The organism is Umezawaea tangerina (assembly GCF_003002815.1).
Classification (GTDB): domain Bacteria; phylum Actinomycetota; class Actinomycetes; order Mycobacteriales; family Pseudonocardiaceae; genus Umezawaea; species Umezawaea tangerina.
In genome coordinates this window covers 806,769-826,345 of record NZ_PVTF01000001.1, presented here as the reverse complement: position 1 = coordinate 826,345, position 19,577 = coordinate 806,769, and the positions used below count along the sequence as shown (strand labels likewise).

General features: G+C 72.4%; 16 protein-coding genes. 11 read left to right on the top strand and 5 right to left on the bottom strand.

What is annotated here, in order from left to right; genetic code table 11:
- The first annotated feature begins 148 nt into the window (after window positions 1-148).
- Window positions 149-661, top strand: a complete 513-nt coding sequence (locus CLV43_RS03935) for a DUF2165 domain-containing protein (RefSeq protein WP_106185531.1) — start codon at window positions 149-151, stop codon at window positions 659-661.
- A gap of 341 nt (window positions 662-1,002) precedes the next feature.
- Here the strand turns inward: CLV43_RS03935 and CLV43_RS03930 are convergent, their stop codons facing one another.
- On the bottom strand, window positions 1,003-3,117 hold the full coding sequence (locus CLV43_RS03930; protein WP_146174632.1) for a putative bifunctional diguanylate cyclase/phosphodiesterase: 2,115 nt from the start codon (window positions 3,115-3,117) through the stop codon (window positions 1,003-1,005).
- 308 nt (window positions 3,118-3,425) lie between these two features.
- Here CLV43_RS03930 and CLV43_RS03925 point away from each other — a divergent pair, with 308 nt between their 5' ends.
- Complete coding sequence (locus CLV43_RS03925) at window positions 3,426-3,932, top strand: RNA polymerase sigma factor (RefSeq protein ID WP_106185529.1); 507 nt, start codon at window positions 3,426-3,428, stop codon at window positions 3,930-3,932.
- Complete coding sequence (locus CLV43_RS03920; RefSeq protein WP_106185528.1) at window positions 3,929-4,795, top strand: VOC family protein; 867 nt, start codon at window positions 3,929-3,931, stop codon at window positions 4,793-4,795. Before CLV43_RS03925 ends, CLV43_RS03920 begins: the two co-directional genes overlap by 4 nt.
- Before the next feature lie 97 nt (window positions 4,796-4,892).
- On the opposite strand, the gene CLV43_RS03915 is transcribed toward CLV43_RS03920, so the two are convergent.
- On the bottom strand, window positions 4,893-7,280 hold the full coding sequence (locus CLV43_RS03915; RefSeq protein WP_245886100.1) for a helix-turn-helix transcriptional regulator: 2,388 nt from the start codon (window positions 7,278-7,280) through the stop codon (window positions 4,893-4,895).
- A 52-nt stretch (window positions 7,281-7,332) separates the two neighbouring features.
- A complete protein-coding gene (locus tag CLV43_RS03910; RefSeq protein ID WP_106185527.1) occupies window positions 7,333-8,637 on the bottom strand; it encodes an Hsp70 family protein in 1,305 nt (434 codons plus the stop codon).
- 244 nt (window positions 8,638-8,881) lie between these two features.
- Between CLV43_RS03910 and CLV43_RS03905 the strand changes: the two genes are divergently transcribed.
- From CLV43_RS03905 to CLV43_RS03890, 4 genes are all read left to right on the top strand, one after another.
- On the top strand, window positions 8,882-9,751 hold the full coding sequence (locus CLV43_RS03905) for an IniB N-terminal domain-containing protein (RefSeq protein WP_106185526.1): 870 nt from the start codon (window positions 8,882-8,884) through the stop codon (window positions 9,749-9,751).
- A 107-nt stretch (window positions 9,752-9,858) separates the two neighbouring features.
- Window positions 9,859-11,673: a dynamin family protein gene (locus CLV43_RS03900; RefSeq protein ID WP_106185525.1), complete on the top strand. Its 1,815-nt coding sequence runs from the start codon at window positions 9,859-9,861 to the stop codon at window positions 11,671-11,673.
- A gap of 34 nt (window positions 11,674-11,707) precedes the next feature.
- On the top strand, window positions 11,708-13,099 hold the full coding sequence (locus CLV43_RS03895) for a GTPase domain-containing protein (protein ID WP_106185524.1): 1,392 nt from the start codon (window positions 11,708-11,710) through the stop codon (window positions 13,097-13,099).
- Window positions 13,100-13,121: 22 nt separating this feature from the next.
- A complete protein-coding gene (locus CLV43_RS03890) occupies window positions 13,122-13,640 on the top strand; it encodes a GNAT family N-acetyltransferase (protein ID WP_106185523.1) in 519 nt (172 codons plus the stop codon).
- 58 nt (window positions 13,641-13,698) lie between these two features.
- Here the strand turns inward: CLV43_RS03890 and CLV43_RS03885 are convergent, their stop codons facing one another.
- Entirely contained in the window at window positions 13,699-14,538 is an 840-nt protein-coding gene (locus CLV43_RS03885; RefSeq protein WP_106185522.1) for a LysR family transcriptional regulator, read from the bottom strand.
- A gap of 74 nt (window positions 14,539-14,612) precedes the next feature.
- Between CLV43_RS03885 and CLV43_RS03880 the strand changes: the two genes are divergently transcribed.
- Both CLV43_RS03880 and CLV43_RS03875 read left to right on the top strand, forming a co-directional pair.
- The gene (locus CLV43_RS03880; RefSeq protein ID WP_106185521.1) at window positions 14,613-15,434 is read left to right on the top strand and encodes a PhzF family phenazine biosynthesis protein; all 822 of its coding nucleotides are present in this window, start codon (window positions 14,613-14,615) and stop codon (window positions 15,432-15,434) included.
- A 569-nt stretch (window positions 15,435-16,003) separates the two neighbouring features.
- Entirely contained in the window at window positions 16,004-16,990 is a 987-nt protein-coding gene (locus tag CLV43_RS03875) for a LysR family transcriptional regulator (RefSeq protein WP_106185520.1), read from the top strand.
- Here the strand turns inward: CLV43_RS03875 and CLV43_RS03870 are convergent.
- A complete protein-coding gene (locus tag CLV43_RS03870) occupies window positions 16,977-17,819 on the bottom strand; it encodes an SDR family oxidoreductase (RefSeq protein WP_106185519.1) in 843 nt (280 codons plus the stop codon). The genes CLV43_RS03875 and CLV43_RS03870 overlap by 14 nt on opposite strands.
- A gap of 84 nt (window positions 17,820-17,903) precedes the next feature.
- Here CLV43_RS03870 and CLV43_RS03865 point away from each other — a divergent pair, with 84 nt between their 5' ends.
- Both CLV43_RS03865 and CLV43_RS03860 read left to right on the top strand, forming a co-directional pair.
- On the top strand, window positions 17,904-18,269 hold the full coding sequence (locus tag CLV43_RS03865; protein WP_106185518.1) for a winged helix-turn-helix transcriptional regulator: 366 nt from the start codon (window positions 17,904-17,906) through the stop codon (window positions 18,267-18,269).
- Window positions 18,270-18,446: 177 nt separating this feature from the next.
- Entirely contained in the window at window positions 18,447-19,502 is a 1,056-nt protein-coding gene (locus CLV43_RS03860; protein ID WP_106185517.1) for a gamma-glutamylcyclotransferase family protein, read from the top strand.
- Window positions 19,503-19,577 lie beyond the last annotated feature (75 nt).

Genomic DNA, 19,577 nt, shown 5'->3' with positions numbered 1-19,577 from the left:
CGTGTGTCGAAGATCAAACCCGAGGTGTCCGAACCCAGGGCGGGCACCCGTACACCCAGCGTGAGGGCCACGTTGGGCCGAACGGACGCCGAAGCCACTTCAGCAGGAATTGGGGTCGGGCTCAAGCCGTCTGCGTAGGGTCCCGGCCATGCGTCTTCTTGCCAGGGTCGGCAGCCCCCACGCGGTGGCCGCGGCCGTCACCGCGATCACCGCGCTGTACCTGCTCCTCGTCGTCCTCGGGAACACCACCGACTACGGGACGAACCGCGCGTTCGTCGAGCACGTCTTCGCGATGGACACCACGTTCAACTCGCCGAACGTGATGTGGCGGGCCATCACCAGCCCGACCCTCGTCACGATCGCCTACCTGCTGATCATCGCCTGGGAGGCGGTGACGGCGGTGGTGCTGGTCGTCGGGGTCGTGGCGTGGGTGAAGGTGCTGTTCGGGCGGGGGGACGCGGAAGGGGCGCGGCGGTGGACGACGGCGGGGCTGGTGATGCAGCTGCTGCTGTTCGGGGGCGGGTTCATCGTGATCGGCGGGGAGTGGTTCCAGATGTGGCAGTCGAAGACCTGGAACGGGTTGCAGCCCGCGTTGCAGAACTTCACGGTGGCGGGGATCAGCTTGGTGCTGGTGTGGGTGGTGGGTAGGGAGAGGGGGTAGGTCTTTCTCGCTGTTGTGGGTGTCGCCGCTGTGTCGGTGCTGTGGTCTTCGGGGGGTGTCGCTAGCCGCGGTCTCCGGAGGGGTGTCGCTAGCCGCGGTCTCCGGGGGTATCGCTACAGCTGTCTCCGGGTGCGGTCGGCTTGACTTGGGGCCCCTTTTTTGGGCTTCGTCGGGCGAAAAAGGGCAGGTGGTAGAGCCTGCCCGCCGACCAATTTTAAGCCCAAAAACCCCAAGTCAAGCCGACCGCACTAGCGGACGAGCACCGCTCGCTTCCAGCTGGGTTGGGTTGGGTTGGGCGGCTTGTCCTTTGGTTCCAGTGTCGTTGTGCCCCTTGGCTTTGGCTACCAGTCGGTGAGTGGTTTGGGTGGGGCGAAGTGAAGGCCGGTGGCGGTGTTGGCGGAGGTGGTGCGCCACCAGTCGGCTAGTTCTGGGGTGTCCACGCCGTTGACGACGACGGTGGCGCCCGCGAGGTGGGCGGCGGCGACCAGGTCGCTCAGGACGCGGGTGGTGATGGGGGTGCGGTCGGTGCACATGTGGCGGCGGGGGATGCGGACTTCGTGGACGGGTAGGGCTTCGAGTCTGGCGAACTCGTCGACGGAGCCGGTGAAGTGGTCCATGGCGGTGCGGACGCCGGCGTCCGCGAGGACGGTGAGGTTGTCGGTGGCGTCGTCGTGGTTGGCCACCAGGAGCGCGGAGGGCAGGGCCAGGCGGAGGGACGATGCCGGGAGGCCGGTGTCGGACAGGACGCGGAGGACGTTGCCGACGAGGTCCTGGTCGGTGGCCTGGCTGGTGGTGAGGGCGATCGACAGGGGGAGGGTGGTGGCGTTGGTGGTCTGCTGCCACCAGCGGAGGCGTTCGGCGGCGCCGCGGAGCAGCCAGGTGCCCAGGGGGAGCATGAGGCCGGTGGACTCGGCGAGCTCGACGCAGTGGTCGTGGTCGATGGTGCCCTGGTCCGGATGGTTCCAGCGGAGCTGGGCGGTGAGGCCGGTGATCTCGTTGTCGGCCAGGCGGTGTTCGGACTGGAAGACGATGTCGATCTCGCCGGACTCCCAGGCGCCGGGCATGACGGCCGCGAGCTCGAAGCGGGCGCGGTCGACGGCGTCGCGGCCGGCGTCGAACAGGCCCCACTGCCTGCGGCCGCTGCGCTTGGCGCGGCGCAAGGTCAGGTGGGAGGCGCGCAGCAGCTCCACCGGGTCGGTGCCCGGCGCGGGGCGGTCGACCACGCCGATGGTGGCGGAGACCGCGATCCCGTGGCCGTCGAGGTAGACCGGTTCGGCGAGCTCGGCGTTGACGCGGTCGATCGTGGTGACGACGTCCGGGGTGGACGGGCCGTTCTCGACCAGGACGGCGAACTCGGCGCCGTCGAGCCTGGCCACCATGGCCTTCTCGGCGCTGAACACGGCGCCCAACCGGTCGGCGACGACCTTGAGGAGCTGGTCGCCGACGCGGCGGCCCAGGCCGTCGGTGACGACCGAGAACGCGTCCAGGTCGAGGTGGTAGAGGGTCACGCCCGCGACGGGGTCGGCCCGGCCGAGCGTGGTCTCCAGCCTGGTGCTGAAGAACTGCCGGTTCGGCAGGCCGGTCAACGGGTCGTGCAGGGCCTGGTGGCTGAGCTGGGTGCCGAGCAGGGTCAGCTCGCTGACGTCCTCGACGACCGCGACGAACTGGCCGGGCTCGCCGTCGGCGTCGCGCAGCAGGGCGACGGCGAGCGTGCCGCCGAGGACCTCGCCGTCCTTGCGCACGAGCCGCGGCCGCAGCGGGACCCGTTGGTGCACACCGTCGAGCAGGTCGCGGAACGCGGTGAGCAGCCCCTCCGCGTCGTCCTCGTGCACGACCTCGGTCACCGGGCGGCCGGCCAGCTCCGCGGTGGTGCTGCCGATGATCTCCTCCAGCGCGGAGTTGACCCGGACGAACCGGCCCTCCAGGTCGGTGACCGCGATGCCGCTGGCGGAGGACGTGAACACCTCGTCGGCCAGCGCCTCGCTCACCCGCAGGTTCCACTGGGCGGCCTTGGTCGCCATGAGCAGCGCCTGGCTGACGCTCTCCTGCTGCCGCAGCACGAGGAGCTGGGCGGCGTCGACGTAACCGGAGGCGACCGCGCCGAGCACGGCCATGACCCGCTTCGTGAGCCCCTCGACGCGCTGCAGCTCGGCCGAGGACAGCAGCGCGGTGCCGAGCAGCGCCAACGACGTCCGCAGGCTGGCCGGGCCGGTGCAGTGCAGGTCGACCAGGCGCGCGCCGACGACGGAGGCCTGCTCCGGGGCGAACGGCTCGGTGGTCACGGCGTCGTGCAGCCGGTGCACGAGCTGGCGCAGCTGGTGCTCCAGCTCCTCGACGGGGAGCGGGATGTAGGTGGTCGAGCCGACGGCGGACATCCACTTGCGCGCGAGCTTGCGCCGCTCCCGTCTTCCTGCTCCGGGGGCTGTTCTGACGTCGTCGGGGAGGGCTGAGCTCATGCCACCTTGCCTGCTGGGGGGCGGATCCAGACGCAGGGACGGACTCGGCGTAGGTCTCTAAACAGTCCCGCGCCGACGCGGAACCCTACCTGCGGATTCGGGGCCTCGCCTATGAATGTCCCTCTTACGTGGAATCCAGCGGTTATTGGCTACTTTGCGTCTCCCCCAAGGGATCTTGATTCACTCACACGGCCTATCGACCCCTGGTTCCGCCCCTTCAGTACTGCGCACAGCGACCCGTGACCATCGGTCCTGAAGAAGTTCGGTCTCACCCGACGGAGTCCGGGTACTCGGGACGACTATGGGGTGTGAGCGAACCGCGGGTGCACCCCGATCCGGCGTTCGCGCTGCTCGAGGTCTACGACGCGGCGCTGCCCCAGGTCTACGGGTACCTGCTGGCCCGGTGCGGCGACCGGGCGCACGCCGAGGAGCTGACCTCGGAGACGTTCCTCGCCGCCGTGCAGGGGTGCCGCGACGGCGGCCCGGTCAGCCCGGCGTGGCTGATCGGGATAGCCCGGCACAAGCTCGTCGACCACTGGCGGCGCAAGGAGCGCGAGACCCGCGGCCTGCGCCTCGCCTACCAGGAGGAGCGGGTCGACGACCCGTGGGACGAGGAGGTGGACGCGCTGCACGCCCGCGAGGTGCTGGCCGCGCTGACCCCGGACCACCGCTGCGCGCTGACCCTGCGCTACCTCGACGGCCTGCCCGTCCCGGAGGTCGCCCGGCACCTCGGGCGCACCGTCCACGCCACCGAGTCGCTGCTCGCCAGGGCGCGCGCCGCGTTCCGCCGGGCGTACACCGGGGGTCCGCGATGACCGACCCGTTCGACGCACTGCACCTGCCGGTCCGCCCCGTGGACCCGGACCCGGCCTTCGCCGCCCGCCTGCGCGCCCGCCTCGCGGACGCCGTTCTCGCCCCGGATCGAGGAGACATGACCAGTACCGAGACCAAGCTCAGCACCTTGACGCCCTACCTCGCGGTCACCGACGCGCGTGCCGCGATCGAGTTCTACACGGAGGTGTTCGGCGCCGTCCGGCAGGGCGAGCCCATCGTGGTGGACGACGGCCGCGTGGGGCACGCCGAGCTGGTGTTCGGCGGGTCGGTGGTGATGCTGTCGGAGGAGTTCCCCGAGGTCGGCCACCTGGCACCGGTCGGCACGCACCCGTCCTACCGGATTGAGGTCGCGGACCTCGACGGGGTGGTGCGGCGGGCGGTGGAGCGCGGCGCGGAGCTGCTGCGCCCCGTCGCGGACTCGCCGCACGGCCGCGGCGGAACCGTGCTCGACCCGTTCGGCCACCGCTGGCTGGTGGCCGAGGCCGCCCCGCAACCGCAGTCCGGACCCGCGCCGCGGCACGGGGAACTCGGCTACCACACGTTCCAGGTGCCGGACGCGGAAGCGGCGAAGTCCTTCTACGGGGCAGTGCTGGGGTGGCGGTTCACGCCGGGCCGGGTCCAGGAGGGGTGGCGGATCGACGGCGCGGGCACGATGGCCGGGCTGTGGGGCGGGCAGGAGCAGGTCGGCTGGAAGCTGATGTACGCGGTGCGGGACCTGGACGCGGCGCTGGCGGAGGTCGTCGGGCGGGGCGGCACGGCGGGTCCGGTCGAGCGGGAGGACTACGGGCTGACCGCCGAGTGCACGGACGACCAGGGCATCGGGTTCTGGCTGTGGCAGGCCTGACCGGGCGGCGGGCGCGTCCAAGGCGTGTTCCCGGATCTCGTCCGACGGGAGTCGCACCTGAGGCGGCCCCTGCGGACACGGATCCGGGAAACCCGCCCTAGGCCAGGATCTCGCGCAGCCGAGCCAGCAGCTCGCCGCGGCTGGTGCAGCCGAGGCGCTGGCGGATGCGGGCCATGTGGTGCTCGACCGTCTTGGCCGAGATGAACAGGCGGTCGCCCACCTGCTTGTAGGTCAGGCCCGCGACGACGAGGTCGGCCACCTCGCGTTCGCGGTCGCTCAGCTTGTCGGCGTCGGTGCTCTCCGGGACGACCGCGGGCTCGACCCCGGTCTTCTTCACGGCGACCGGGCGGCCTTGCAGGAGGCGGGCGCAGTCCAGGAGGCGGACCATCGCCTGCCGGTCCGCGGTGCGGATGGCCGCCTGGCCGGCGAGCCGGGCGCCGTCCCACCACTGGCCCGCCGCGTGCAGGCCGCGGGCGGCGTCCTCGACCTGGTCGGCGTCGACCTTGCCCGCCAGGACGTCGAGCCAGCTCTCGGCCGCGCCGGAGATGATCGCGTTGTAGCGGTTGAGACCGCGGTGCTCGGCCAGCGCGGCGGCGTGCTCCTCGGCCACCCCGGTCTGCTCGGCGATGATCGCGGCGTGCAGCCCGCTCCAGTGCAGCGGCACCGCCCACAGCGGCGGGTTCCCCAGCTCCCGCAACAGGTTCCGGGCCTCGGCGAGGTGCGGGGCGAGCCGGTGCTCGTCGCGCAGCCGTGCGGCCGCGGCGGCGAACTCCCCCAGCGGCAGGAAGGTGAACAGGTCGACCGGGTGCCGCAGCACGGCCTCGCAGGCCTGCTCCCACGTCCGCTTCATCGTCGCCAGGTCGCTGTTGCGCCGGGCGACGCCGATCTCCAGCGCGACCGCGAACAGCCAGTCGCGCGGTTCGAGCCGCTTGCCCGCCTTCTTCAACGCCAGCAGGCAGTCCTTGGCCTGGGCGAGGTTGCCGCGCACCATGGCGATCCACGCCCGCAGCACGACGTGCCGCACCGTGAACAGGGTGCCGCCGACCTGCGCCCTGGCGGCCCGGTCGAGCACCGACTCGGCCACGCCGGACTCGCCGCAGTGCAGCGCCACCAGCGCGGCCAGCGCCGCCGGGCTGTCCGGGAGCAGGGCGGCCCTGCCGACGGGCTCCAGGAGACCGGAGGCGCGGACCAGCGTGGACAGCGCGGTCATCGGCTCGCCCGCGACGGACTCGCGGATACCTTGCGCCATCAGGGCCGCGGCGCCGTCCAGCGACGTGGGAGGTGCGGCGGGCAGGTCCAGCTCGCACGAGAGCCTGCCGGTGCCGATGCTGCCGACGACGGCGAACGCGGCGGCCGACGGCGTGGCCGACCACTGGTAGAGCTCGGTGCTCCTGGCCAGCTGGCCGCGGTGCGCCAGCGCGACGGCGGCCACCTCGGCGGCGGCACCGCGGTGCGCGGACTCCGGGCCGGTGATCACCTGGTCGGCCAGCCGCAGCGCGCCGTCCAGGTCACCCGCCATCGCGGACGCGGTGGCCCACCGGGCGGCGACCTCGACACCGGGCGTGCCCGCCGAGGCGCTGGCGGCGAACAGCCGGGCGGCCAGCGCGGGGTCGGCGCCGAGCGCCTCGGCGGCCGCGGCCTGGAACGCGGCGGCCACGCCGGGACCGCCGACGCCGGTGCCGATCAGCGGGCGCACCAGGTCCAGCACCGGGCCGCCCGCGTCCAGCTGCAGCCCGGCCAGCCGCTGGCGGACCGCGATCCGGCGTTCGGCGCGGCTGAGCAGGGCGACGGCCCGGCGGGCGATCGGCACGAGCGTGCCGTCCTGGGCGACCATGCCGGTGGCGCGGGCGGCCTCGATGATCTCGGCGACCCCGTCGGAGTCCTTGCCCAGCAACGACCCCAGCAGGTCCAGCCGCAGACCCGCACCGGCCTCGGCGGCGAGCAGGAACTTCTGCAGGTCGGCGTCGAGCCAGTCCAGCTCGGGCCGGAACGCGTCCACGGCCTCGGCCGGGACCTCCGCGCCGGTCACGCCCGCCAGCCGTTCCACGAACCGGGGCACGCCGCCGCTCTGCTGGTGCACGAAGTCGACCAGGGCGGGGCTCGCGGCGGCGGGCAGGAACTCCTTCACCTGCTCCTTGCCGAACGCGCCCGGCATGAGCAGGGGCCGTCCGCGCAACGACTCCGCCAGCACCCGGTGCCGGGGCCACGGGCGGTAGGCGACGACCAGTCGCGGGTCGTCGGCCTCCAGCACCTCGCGCAGCCGCGGCTCGTCGAGCAGGTGGGCGTCGTCGACGACGCGGACCGACGAGCCGGCGTCGTCGTAGAGGCGCCGGATCTCGCGCAGGATGACCGACTTGCCGTACCCACCGGGTGCCATCACGCCCAGGCGCAGCGGGGCGTCCGGGGCGGCGGCGATGTCGTCCAGCAGCCGACGGGTCGGCTCGTCCGGCAACAGCGCGGGGTGCGTGGTCGATCGGTGGCTCAACAGCCGTCCTCATCGTCGTCGGGGTCGTCGGGGCGGTCGGGGCGGTCGGTCCTCACCGGTCGTCCTCGTCGGGGGCGGGGCCGCCCCGGCGGGACCCGCCCGCGCCCGCGGGCTTCAGACCGCGGACGACGCGCTTGACCGAGCGCCGTTCCGGGAGGTCGAGCGGGGTGATGTCGACCGGTGGGCGGGGCGGTGGTGCGGTGAACTCGTCGTCGGACAGGCCGAGCTCCCCGACCGGGAAGCGCAGCGACGGGTCGTCGAAGCGGCGGAGCACGGACGTCTCGCGGGGCTCGGGCTCGGCGTCGGGTCCCTCGACCGCCTGGCGGGCCACCAGCGCCGCGCCCTTCACGACCGAGGTCTCCGGCGCGGCCTCGATGGCGAGGCGGGCCCGCACGGCACCGGACACGAGGTCCGCGACCAGCGGGATCCGGGCGCTGCCGCCCACCAGCAGCACCACGTCGGGTGCCGCGTGCGCGGCGGTGGTGCGCACCAGCGTGTCGACGGCCAGGTCGAGGGCGGGGCGGATCATGTCCTCGAACCGGGGCCTGGTCAGGCGCACCTCCCGCACCCCCTCCTCCAGGTGCACGGGGATGGTGACCTCGGGCATCGCGGACAGGGCCCGCTTGGCGGCCTCGCAGTCGAAGCGCAGCCGCGTGACGAGCTGGGCGACCCACGGGTCCGCGGGGTCGAGGTCGGCCAGGTCGCGGCCCAGCTCCGCCCGCACGTGACCGAGCACGACGTCGTCGAAGTCGACGCCCGCCCGGTGGTCGTGGCCCTCGTTCGCGCCGAGCAGCTCCGCGGCCGTGCCCAACGAGCGGCGCACCACCGAGGCCTCGACGGCGTGGCTGCCCAGGCTGAACACCGCCTGCACCTCACCCCCGCCGCCCGCCGCCAGGTGGTTCTCCACGGCCGCGATCGGCTCGGCGACCAGGGTCGGCCGCTCGATCCCGACCTGGCGCAGCGCCTGGGCGAGCAGGTCCTTGCGGTGCTGCCCCCAGTCCGCCGGGTGGGTCACGGCGACGTGCGTGGCCTGCTCCCCCTCCCGTTCGGCGACCTGGGCGGCGACGTACATGACCATCAGCGCGGTCAGGTCCTCCGGCGCGACCCAGTCCTGGCCGAGCAGGACCGGCACGTCGTCCCCGACGCGCCGGGCGAACCCGGTCGCGGTGAGCAGCGGGTCGCCGGGGTCACCGACGACGTAGTCGCCTTCCGGGGTGAGCCGCAGCGTCGACGAGACGCCGCCGCCGGGCCCGCCGAGCCCGACCACCTCGACCTCCGGCCTGCCGACGCGGGCCAGGCGGCAGATCGCGGCAGCGGTGCGGGTGGTGCCCACATCGACCCCGAGGACATAAGGCAAGTCCAGAACTCCTCACTCACCTGTTCGTACCAGTCATACGTACGTACACCGGTGATCATCGGCTCACAAGCAGGGCCCCTAACCCCCTAGGGGGTGAACGAAATCCACCCCAACGTGGATACGGCATCTACTGGGAGTGATCCCCGATGGCACCGAAACCCCCGGCTCCTAGGTTTGTGGCAGTGCCGGGCAAGCAGTACCCCGGCTCCCGACACCCCCCGCACGACCATTTTGGAGATCACCAGTGAGCTCGCACACGCTGCACGAATTCGTCCTCGGTCTGCTCAGCGACCCGACCGCGCTGGCCGACTTCCAGAACGACGCCGAGGGTGCCCTCGGCGCGGCCGGACTGGGCGACATCAGTGCGCTGGACGTGCAGGAGGTCCTCCCGCTGGTCCTCGACTACGTGCCCGCCGGGAGCCTGCCCGCTCTCGACGGGTCCGTGCTCAACGGGATGCCGGTGGACCTCGACCTCGCGGGCCCCGCGGGCGCCATCACGCAGCTGCAGGTCGTCACGCAGCTCGTGGGTGTGCCCAGCACCACCGACGTCAACCTCGCGGCCACGGGTGCCATCGCGGCCGACGAGACCGGGCTGGAGGCCTTCACCGGCCTCTCCGCCTGGGGACTGGCGGATGCCGCGGGCGCCGCCGACATCAAGATCCCTGGTGACTTCTCCGCGGTGAACGACGTCACCGGCTCCCTGGACGCGACGTTGGACACCACCACCGGCCAGGTCCACGACCTCGCCGACTCGGCGACGGGCGCTCTCCACGGCGTCACCGCCACCGCGAGTGGGGTCACCGGCACGCTCCCCGGCACGGAAGGCCTGACCAGCCACGTGTTCGGCTCGGTCGACACGCTGCACGGCGTCGTCGACGGCGTGACCGGTGGCCTCACCGACGGGCTCGACCACAGCGGCCTGGGCCTGGGCGGCGGCAACATCGTCGACTTCACCACCTCCGCGCCGCTCGGCGTGGACACCCTCGGCTCCGTCGGCGGCGACGTCCTCTCGCACAGCGCGGTGGGCGACGTTGTGAGCAACGTCACCGAGACGGTCGACCACGCGCACCTCCCCGGCTCCGACCTGCTCGGCGTCACCGACCTGCTGTTCTGATCTCTTTTCGATCTCGTCGTTCCACCGAGGGCGGGTCCTGTCTCACGACGGGACCCGCCCTCTCCACTTTCACCCATGAGGGTGAACACGGCACACTCACTCGGGTGATGGCCGTCCCCTGGCTCGACGTGCTCGACGAGACGATCGGGGCTTGCACCACGCTCAACCGGCCTGACCTGGCAGAACGGTTGCGCGAGAAGCGGGCTCGACAACTGGACCCCAAGCTCAGAGTGCTGGTGATCGGCGAGGCGAAGCAGGGCAAGAGCCAACTGGTGAACGCCCTGGTCAACGCCCCCGTCTGCGCGGTAGGTGACGACATCACCACCACCGTCCCCACCTTCGTGCAGCACGCCGAGACCCCGTCCGCCGCGCTGGTGCGCAGCTCGGCGGCCAGACGCGCGATCACCGACACCCCGACCGAGCGCGTCCCCGTGGCCATCGACCAGGTCGCGAAGGAGGTCAGCGCCGGGCATTCGGGTGAGGTGGTCCGCGCCGAGGTCGGCATCCCGCGCGCGCTGCTCACCTCCGGCCTGGTGCTGATCGACACCCCCGGTGTCGGCGACCTGCGCTCCGCCCACACCACGAGCACGTTCACCGCCCTGCTCCAGGCCGACGCGGTGCTGCTGGTGTCCGACGCGACCAACGAGCTGACCTCGACCGAGCTGGAGCTGCTCAAGCAGGTCATGACGTCCTGCCCGAACGTGACCGTGGTGCTCACCAAGACCGACATCTGCCCGCAGTGGCGCCGGGTGCTGGAGGCCAACCAGGCCCAGCTGGCCCGCGCGGGCGTGAGCGCGAAGGTGTTCGCGGTGTCGTCCGCGCTGCGGCTGCGGGCCGCGCAGACCGGCGACAAGTCCCTCAACGTCGAGTCCGGCTTCCCGGACCTGCTGGCGTGCGTGCAGCGCGACATCGTGGCCGCGGCCGACCAGCTGGCCCGCCGGGTCGTGGCGGTGTCCGCGGCGTCGGCGATCCAGCAGCTCGTCGCGCCGCTGCGCCAGGAGCTGACGGTGCAGAACACCAAGCGCACCGAGGACACGATCGGCGCGCTGCACGAGGCGCAGCGCCGGGTCGACGAGCTGCGCCGCCGGTCGGCGCGCTGGCAGACCGTGCTGGCCGACGAGATGGCGGACCTGGTGTCCGACATCGAGTTCGACCTGCGCGACCGGACCCGCAAGATCCTCCGCGAGGTCGACAAGACGTTCGACGACGCCGACCCGGCGAAGGGCTGGGACGAGTTCGAGCGGTGGCTGGAGGACAACCTCACCGAGGCGGGCACGAAGAACTTCGCCTGGCTGCTGGACCGCTCCGAGTGGGTCGCCGAGAAGGTCGCGAAGAGCTTCCCGGTCTACCGCGAGGACCTGCTGCCCGGCTCGATCTTCCCCGAGGACGTGCTGGAGCGGATCTCCACGATCGAACGGCCCAACATCGAGAAGTTCACCATCAGCCAGAAGCTCTTCACCGGTCTGCGCGGGTCCTACGGCGGTGTGCTGATGTTCGGCCTCGTCACCAGCCTCGCGGGCATGCCGCTGATCAACGTGGTGTCGCTCGGCGCGGGCGCGCTGTTCGGCGGCAAGAGCATCAAGGACGAGGGCGACGCCCGGCTCAAGCGCCGCCAGGCCGCCGCGAAGAACGCGGCGCAGCGGCACGTGGACGACTTCTTCATCAAGTTCAGCAAGGACTGCCGCGACGCCGCGCGGCACGTGCAGGTCAGCCTGCGCAACCACTTCAGCACGTTGGCCGAGGAGCTCCAGGAGACCCTGCTGGAGTCCGCCCGCAGCGCGCGCCGGGCCGTGCAGGACGACGCCACCAAACGGGAGCGGCGGACGCTGGAGGTCCGGCAGGAGCTGGACAAGCTCGTCGAGCTGTACAAGAAGGTCCAGGTGCTCGGCGGGTCTCAGGTGGCGTTGGGGATCACTGCGTGAGGCTCGACGACGTGCTCCTCCCCGCGGAGTCGACATGAGCCTAGAGGCGAAGGTGTGGGCGCTGCTCAACGAGGCGCTCATCGTCTACCGGGACAGCCCCCGCGCGACCGGGTGGCTGCGCAACCAGCTGGCGCGGTTCGGCGAGCCGGTGCGGATCGCGGTGGCGGGGTCGCAGCGGATCGGCAAGTCGACCGTGGTGAACGCGCTGATCGGCGAGGAGTTCACCGCGGGCAGCGGGTTCACCTGGTACCGCGACGGCGTCCGGGCGCGGGCGACCGCGTTCACGCCGAGCGGTCCGCAGGAGGTGCCGGTGGTGCGCCGCGAGGGCCGTCCGCACGTGGAGATCGGCATGTGGGACCAGGTCGACCGGTTGATCGTGGACTGGCCGACCCGGTCGCTGCGCGACGCCACGATCATCGACACCCCGCCCACCGCGACCAGCGACCAGGTCTACCGCGAGGCGGACGCGGTGCTGTACCTGATGCGGCACCTCCAGGACGTGGACCTGCGCTACCTCCAGGCGGCGCACGAGAACCCGATCGCGCGGGTGTCCCCGATCAACACCGTGGTGCTGCTGGCGAAGGCGGACGAGATCGGGGCGGGCCGCATCGACGCGCTGTCGTCGACCAAGCAGATCGCCCGCCGCTACCGGCGCGAGGTGCGGGTGGAACCGCTGTGCCAGAACGTGATCGCGGTCGCCGGGCTGATCGCGGTGGCCGCGCGCACGATGAAGCCGGAGGAGTTCACCGCGCTCACCGCGCTGGCCGCGCTGCCGCGCACCGAGCTGGAGGACCACCTGCTGTCGGTGGACCGGTTCGTGGGCAACGACTTCCCGGTCGCGCTGGCGCCGTCGGTGCGGCAGGGGCTGCTGGAGCGGTACGGGATCTTCGGGGTGCGGCTGACCGCGACCCTGATCCGGCAGGGCTTCGACACGCAGGTGAAGCTGGTGACGCAGCTGGTGCAGCGCAGCGGGTTGGGCGAGCTGCGCGACTCGATCGCCCAGTACTTCACCGACCGCCGCGAGGTGCTCAAGGCGCGGTCGGCACTGCTGGCGCTGGAGGTCGTGCTGCGCGCGGAGCCCAAACCGGCCGCGCGCAAGATCGTGATGGACCTGGAGCGGATCGTCTCCAGCGCGCACGACGTGCGCGAGCTGCGGCTGCTGGCCGCGTTGCAGGGCGGCCGCACGAGGCTGCCCGCCGCGCTGGAGCCCGAGGCGTCCCGGCTGGTCGGCGGGCTCGGCACGGCCACCCAGGCCAGGCTGGGCCTCGAGTACGAGGCCGACGAGACCGAGCAGCGCTACCTCATCGCGGACCTGCTGGCCCGGTGGCGCGAGCAGGCCGCGAACCCCGTGCTGGACCAGGACCAGCGCCGGGCGGCGACCGTGGTCGTCCGCTCGTGCGAGGGGATGCTGTCGGGCCTGGGCTGACGTTCCGGGGGATCATGGGCGCATGGGCACTCTCACGACGGCGCGGTTGACGTTGGTCCCGTGGCGGGACGAGCACCTCGTCGACCTGATGGTGCTCGCGAGCGACGAGCGGGTCGTGCGCATGATCAACGACGGCAAGCCGTGGAACCGCGACTACGCCACCGACCGGCACCGCTCGGTGCTCGCGCACTGGCGGCGCCACGGGTACGGGTGGCGCGCGGCGCTCGACCGGGAGACCGGGATGTTCACCGGGGTGGGGTCGATGGTCCACCGCGGCGCGGGCGAGGTCGAGCTCGGCTGGTGGATCGCGCCCGCCGCGTGGGGGCGCGGACTGGCCACCGAGCTGGCCGCCGCACTGCGCGACGAGGCGTTCCGGCTGCCCGGTGTGCGCCGGGTGCTCGCCCAGTACCAGGACGGCAACGACGCGTCCGGCCGGGTGATGGCGAAGATCGGCCTGGTGCACGACCGCAGCGTGGTCGACGAGACCCAGGCCGGTCGGCTGCTGCACGTCTACGTCGGCGGCCCCGACTCCGCCGCCTGACCCGGGGCCGCGCACACCGCCCGCACCGCCGACGAGATCCACGCCGGCTGCCGCACGTCTACGTCGCGGGCCCCGACTCCACCACGTGACCCAACGCCTCGCACACCACCCGCACCGCCGCACCCGCCGTCCGACGCGGGTCGGTGACCACGAACAGCGTCGACACCGGCAGCTCGGCCACGCTGCGCAGCGTGCCCGCCGCGAGCTGGTCGGCCACCGCGACCCTGGGCAGCACCGACAGCCCCAGTCCGGCCACCACGCACGACCGCGCCGCCTCGATGCTGCCGAACCGGGTCGGGTGGGCGCCGGACAGCCCGCGGGCGAACCGGTCCGTGTACGAGCAGCCCTCCTCCAGCAGGAAGTACCGCCCTTCGTCGGGGTGGCCCGGTGCCGCGACGAGGTCGATCCGCTCCACCCCCACCGCGACGCTGTCGAGCGACGTCACCGGTGCCTCGTCCTCCAGCACCAGCGCCACGTCCAGCACCCCGTCGCGCACTCCGTCCAGCGCGGCGGGCGTGCCGACCGGCGTCAGGTGCACCGTGATGCCGGGCCACCGGCCTGCCAGGTCGGCGACGACGCGGGGCAGCCGGTAGGCGCACATCGACTCCGGCGCCCCCAACCGGACGTCCCCGGTGACCTCGGGGGTGCTGCGGGCCGCGTCCCGGAGCCGCTGCTCGGCCGCCAAGAGCTCGTGCGCGCCCGCCAGCACCCGCACCCCCGCCTCGGTGAGCTCGGCCCCGCCGGGGAGCCGGTCGACCAGCTTCGCGCCGAGGTCGTGCTCCAGCGACTTGATCTGGGTCGTCACCGTCGACTGGACCAGGTGCAGCTCCGCCGCCGTCGCGGTGAAGCTGCCCGTGCGCGCCAGCACCCGGAACGTCCGCAGCAGCCTGGTGTCCACGGATCGAGGTTATCGATGGGGAGCATCGGTTGTCATCGTTGGACTCCATGGGCACTGGTCGGCAGGCTGGTCCCATGACCGAGATCCTGCGCTACACGGCCTTCAGCACCGACCCCGACGGCGGCAACCCGGCGGGCGTCGTCCTCGACGCACGGGGACTCGACGACGCCGCGATGCTCGCCATCGCCGCCGACCTCGGCTACTCGGAGTCCGCGTTCGTCCTCCCCGGCCCCACCGCCCGCGACTTCCACGTCCGCTACTCCAGCCCGCTCGTGGAGGTCCCCTTCTGCGGCCACGCCACCATCGCCACCGCCGTGGCGCTGGCCGACCGCATCGGCCCCGGCCCCCTCGCGTTCACCACCGCCGCCGGCCGCATCGACCTCACCACCACCCCCGGCACGGCCAGCCTCACCAGCGTCCCCACCAGCTCCGCACCCGCACCCGGCGCTCTCGTCGACCAAGCACTCCACGCCCTCCACTGGACCCCCTCCGACCTCTCGTGGCCGGTGCACATCGCCCACGGCGGAGCCGGACACCTGATCATCGGCGTCGCCAACCGCGCCCGCCTAGCCGACCTCGACTACGACTTCACCGCCCTCGCCGACACCCTCCGCTCGGCGAACCTCATCACCGCCCACCTTTTCCACGAACGATCCCCAGACGTCTACGACGTCCGCCAACCGTTCCCGGTAGGCGGCGTCGTGGAAGACGCCGCAACCGGCGCCGCAGCAGCCGCCTTCGGCGGCTACCTCCGCACCTTGGGCAAAGTCCCCACCCCACGCAGCCTGCTCATCCACCAAGGCGTCGACATGGGCCGCCCAAGCCAACTACTAGTCGACATCCACCCAACAGACCCACGAGTAACCGTGACAGGCACAGCAGTACCCATCCCCTGAACAAAACCGCCGGCACGCAACCAACCCCCGAACCCGCTGGTACGCAACGAAAGCACGCAACCGTGGTCGATTTTACTTGGGGTTTTTGGGCCTACAATGAGTCGGCGGGCAGGCTCTACCACCTGCCCTTTTTCGCCCGACGAGGCCCAAAAAGAGGGGCCCCAAGTCAAATCGACCACACCCACCCACGCAACCACCCGCACCACCCACCCAACCGAGCAGCACCCCAACACCCCGCCGCCCAGAACAGCCGCCCAGAACAGCCGCCCGGAACACCCGGCCGGAACCGCCGCCCCGGTCCGCAACGGGTCGGCGGCTCCGGCCGCTCAGGGGTGCCCTCAGCACAACGCCCGCACAAGCACAGCACTCGCACAAGCACGAAGCCCGCACAAGCACAGCGCCCGCGCAGCCGCCCACCCCGGCGCCGGTCACGTGACTCCAGGCCTCCCAGGCCCTCGCCCGCGGCCCTCCTTGCAGGGGAGGTGGGCCGGGGAACCGTTTCCGTCGCACCAGAACTATGACCCGTTAGAGGGGTAGCGGCTCATATGAAAGGGGGATACAAGGGTTTTATGCCCGACTTGGAGTTGCGCCACCTGCGCGCGGTCTGCGCGATCGCGGAAGAAGGCAGCGTCACCAAAGCCGCGACCCGGCTGGGGCTGACGCAGCCCGCGATGTCCGCTCAGCTCCGGACCGTGGAGCGGATCATCGGCGGGCGGTTGTTCGAGCGGACGTCGAACGGGAGCGTGCCCACGGATCTGGGGCGGCAGGTGGTGGGGACGGCCCGGTTGGTGCTGGACGAGGTGGGGCAGCTGCTGCGGTCGGCGCGGGAGCGGACCGGCGGGTCGCAGGGGACGCTGGTGGTGGGCGGGGTGCCGCTGTTGTTCTTCGGGCAGTTCGTGGAGGAGCTGCGCAAGGTGATCCCCTGCTCCGAGATCCGCTCGGAGATCGCGGCGGGGTCGTCGGAGCTGGTGGAGCTGCTGGCGGCGGGCCACGTGCAGTTGGGGGTGTTCGACCGCTTCGAGGGCATGGACCGGCGGGAGCTGCGCGGGATCGAGGTGCGGACGCTGGTGACGGAGCCGCAGTTCGTGGCGTTGCCGGACTGGGATCCGTTGGGGCGCCAGGAGGTGGTCGACCTCGGGCAGCTGGCGGACCGGGACTGGGTGGTGCCGCCGTCGGAGCAGATCGGGCAGCGGGTGCAGATCTTCCAGGCTTGCGCCGAGGCCGGTTTCACGCCGCGGCTGACGCACCACGTGAACGAGGCGGGCACCGCGCGCGGCCTGGTGACGGGTGGTGCGGTGTCGTTCGCGGCGGCCCCGTCGCGCAGCGGCGACGGCATCGTGATCCGACCGCTGCGCGGTGCCCCGATCAAGACCGACCTGCTGGTCGCGACCCGCCGCGAGGGTCCGGCGGCGGGGCGGGCGCACGAGGTGTTCGCGTGCGCGGCCCGCGCCTACCGGTCCGTCATCGCGCGCAACCCCGGCTACGAGCGCTGGTGGGACGAGCACCCCGAGGAGCACACCGAGCTGGACGCGGCGCTGGTGCTCAGCCCGCGCTGACCCGCACGGCCTCCTCGACGGGCGTGGCCGGGCGGCCGATCAGCTCCTCCAGGTCGGGCCGCACCTCCGCCAGCGCGCCCGCGCGGATGTTCGCCTGGATGTCCACCAGCAGCTCGGCGACGAAGTCGGGGAGACCGGTGGCCTTCAGGCCCGTGAGCAGCTCGGCGTCCGGGACGCTTTTGTGCTCCAACGGTTTCCCGGTGACCTTCCCGGCGGCCTCGGCCAGCTCGGCGAAGCTCCACGCCCGCGGCCCGGTGAGCTCGTAGGCCGCGAACTCGTGCCCGCCGGAGCTCAGCACGACCGCGGCGGCGAGCGCCAGGTCGTCGCGGGAGGCGGAGGCGATGCGGCCGTCACCGGTAGCGGTCACCAGCGCGCCGCGCTCGTACGCGCCGGCGAGCCGGCCGGTGTAGTTCTCGTGGTAGAGCGCGTTGCGGAGGAACGTGAACGGGATGCCCGTGGAGCGGATCAGCTCCTCCGTCGCCCGGTGCACGACGGCGAGGGAGAGCGGGGACGTCGGCGCGTCGGTGACGCTGCTGTAGACGATGTGCCGGACTCCGGCGTCCTGGGCCGCGCGCACCGCGGCGGACTGCTTGGCGATCCTGGCCTCGTCCGGCCCGTCGGTGGAGATCAGCATCAGCCGGTCGACGCCGGCGAAGTCCAGCGTCCCCGGCCGGTCGAAGTCACCGCGGCGGACCTCCACGCCGAGGTCCCCGGCCTTCGCGGGGTCCCGCACGGACACCACGACCTCGCTCGCGGGAACGCGCCGCAGGAGGTGGTGCAGGGTCAGCGAACCGAGGTGGCCGGTGGCTCCGGTGATCAAAGTGGTCATGGCCGCGACGCTAGGGCGGAGGCTGCGGTTTCGTAAGTACCCACCTTCTTCTCAGATACTGCCCAAACGGTTAGCATCCAGCTCATGCCCCTTGTAGCGAACGTCTACGACCGCAACTGCCCCTCCCGCACGGTGGTGAACGTGGTCGCGAGCCACTGGGGCTCCCTGGTGCTCGGCGCGCTGCTGGAGGGCACGCTCCGGTTCGGCGAGCTGCGCCGCGCGGTCGGCGGGATCAGCGAGAAGATGCTCGCGCAGACGCTCCAGGCGTTGGAGCGCAATGGGTTGGTGCACCGCGAGGTGCACCCCGTGATCCCGCCGCACGTCGACTACACGCTCACCCCGATGGGCGTCGAGGTGTCGCGGCAGGTGCGCGGGCTGTTCGGCTGGATCCAGGGCAACATGGCGGGCATCTCGGCCGCCCAGCAGGCCTACGACGAGGCCCGCGGCTAGCCCCCGCACCGAACCGCGAAAGTGCAACGCCTCACCCCAGACCTCCTACCTAAGATCGACGAAATGCCGTCCAGGACGGCAAGGTCACCCGTGCGACAGGACCAGAGATCCGATGAACAGCCTCTTCGTCAAACCAACGTGACGTGAATTCCAGATGAGGCTTGCGAGAATGGGCGCATGACGCAGCCCTTCACGGACGACCTGCATCCGGCACTGCCGTATCCGGGCACCCGGCCGGAACACTGCTTCGTGCACCTGGACGGCGAGGGCTGGCCGGTCACCCCGGACCCCGCGACCGACTCCGGCTGGCGGGTCGCACCGGACGGGCGGGACCTCGACGACTGGCTCGCCGACCACGGCGAACCGCCGCTGGCGGCCCGGATGCCGGTGCTGGCCTACGGGTCCAACGCGAACCCGGCGAAGGTGACGTGGCTGCGCGAGGAGATGGGCCTGACGGGCCCGGCGGTGGTGCTGCGGGCCCGCTGCGAGGGGATCTCGGCGGTGTGGGCGGCGGGGCTGCGCGCCCGCGACGGCGAACGGCCCGCCACGCTGGCCGCCGCGCCGGGCGTCGAGGAGGAGCACGCCGTGTGGATGGCCACGGCGGACCAGCTGCGCGTGCTGGACCGGTGCGAGGGGCGCGGGCTGCGCTACCAGCTCGCACGGGTGCACTCCGGCCGGGTCACCCTGTTCAACGGCGGCCGGGTCGACTCCGTGCTGGCCTACACCGGCGCCGGGACCCGCCGGATGCCGCTGCTCGTGCGCGGCGCCCCGGTGATGTGCTCCGAGGTCGACCAGCCGCGCGCCCGCAGGCTCGGCGGCCACCCGGCGGAGACCGACGGCCTCGACCTCACGCCCGTGCTCGGCGACCCGTCGCCCGACGACTGGCCGGACCGGCTGTTCGTCTACGGCACCCTCCAGCCCGGCGAGTCGCACTGGCGCCTGCTGGCCGAGCACGTCGCGGGCGACCCGGTGGCCGTGACCCTGTCCGGCAGCCTGCACGACACCGGCCGCGGCTACCCGGCGCTGCGCCCCGGCGGCGACCACGACGTGCCGGGCCACCTCGTGCGGCTCAAGTCGCCGGAGACGGCGTTCCCGCTGCTGGACAAGTACGAGGGCGACGAGTACCGGCGGGCCCGCGTCGTGCTGCCCGACGGCACGGTGACCTGGACCTACCTGTGGGGCGCGGGCGTGGACGGGATGTCCGTCCTGCCCGGCGGCTGGGTCCGCCGGTAGGAAAATCACCGGATGCGGCACACGATCCGGTTATTTTTCGCCGGTCCGGGCGAACCCGGCGGCGGGGATGCACGT

Bases quoted from the DNA above. Each gene is read 5' to 3' on its own strand.
- CLV43_RS03880 (WP_106185521.1), top strand. From the start codon at position 14,613: ATGACCGAGATCCTGCGCTACACGGCCTTCAGCACCGACCCCGACGGC.
- CLV43_RS03860 (WP_106185517.1), top strand. From the start codon at position 18,447: ATGACGCAGCCCTTCACGGACGACCTGCATCCGGCACTGCCGTATCCG.
- CLV43_RS03870 (WP_106185519.1), bottom strand. From the start codon at position 17,819: ATGACCACTTTGATCACCGGAGCCACCGGCCACCTCGGTTCGCTGACC.
- CLV43_RS03935 (WP_106185531.1), top strand. From the start codon at position 149: ATGCGTCTTCTTGCCAGGGTCGGCAGCCCCCACGCGGTGGCCGCGGCC.
- CLV43_RS03875 (WP_106185520.1), top strand. From the start codon at position 16,004: ATGCCCGACTTGGAGTTGCGCCACCTGCGCGCGGTCTGCGCGATCGCG.
- CLV43_RS03890 (WP_106185523.1), top strand. From the start codon at position 13,122: ATGGGCACTCTCACGACGGCGCGGTTGACGTTGGTCCCGTGGCGGGAC.
- CLV43_RS03865 (WP_106185518.1), top strand. From the start codon at position 17,904: ATGCCCCTTGTAGCGAACGTCTACGACCGCAACTGCCCCTCCCGCACG.
- CLV43_RS03895 (WP_106185524.1), top strand. From the start codon at position 11,708: ATGAGCCTAGAGGCGAAGGTGTGGGCGCTGCTCAACGAGGCGCTCATC.
- CLV43_RS03900 (WP_106185525.1), top strand. From the start codon at position 9,859: ATGGCCGTCCCCTGGCTCGACGTGCTCGACGAGACGATCGGGGCTTGC.
- CLV43_RS03930 (WP_146174632.1), bottom strand. From the start codon at position 3,117: ATGAGCTCAGCCCTCCCCGACGACGTCAGAACAGCCCCCGGAGCAGGA.
- CLV43_RS03920 (WP_106185528.1), top strand. From the start codon at position 3,929: ATGACCGACCCGTTCGACGCACTGCACCTGCCGGTCCGCCCCGTGGAC.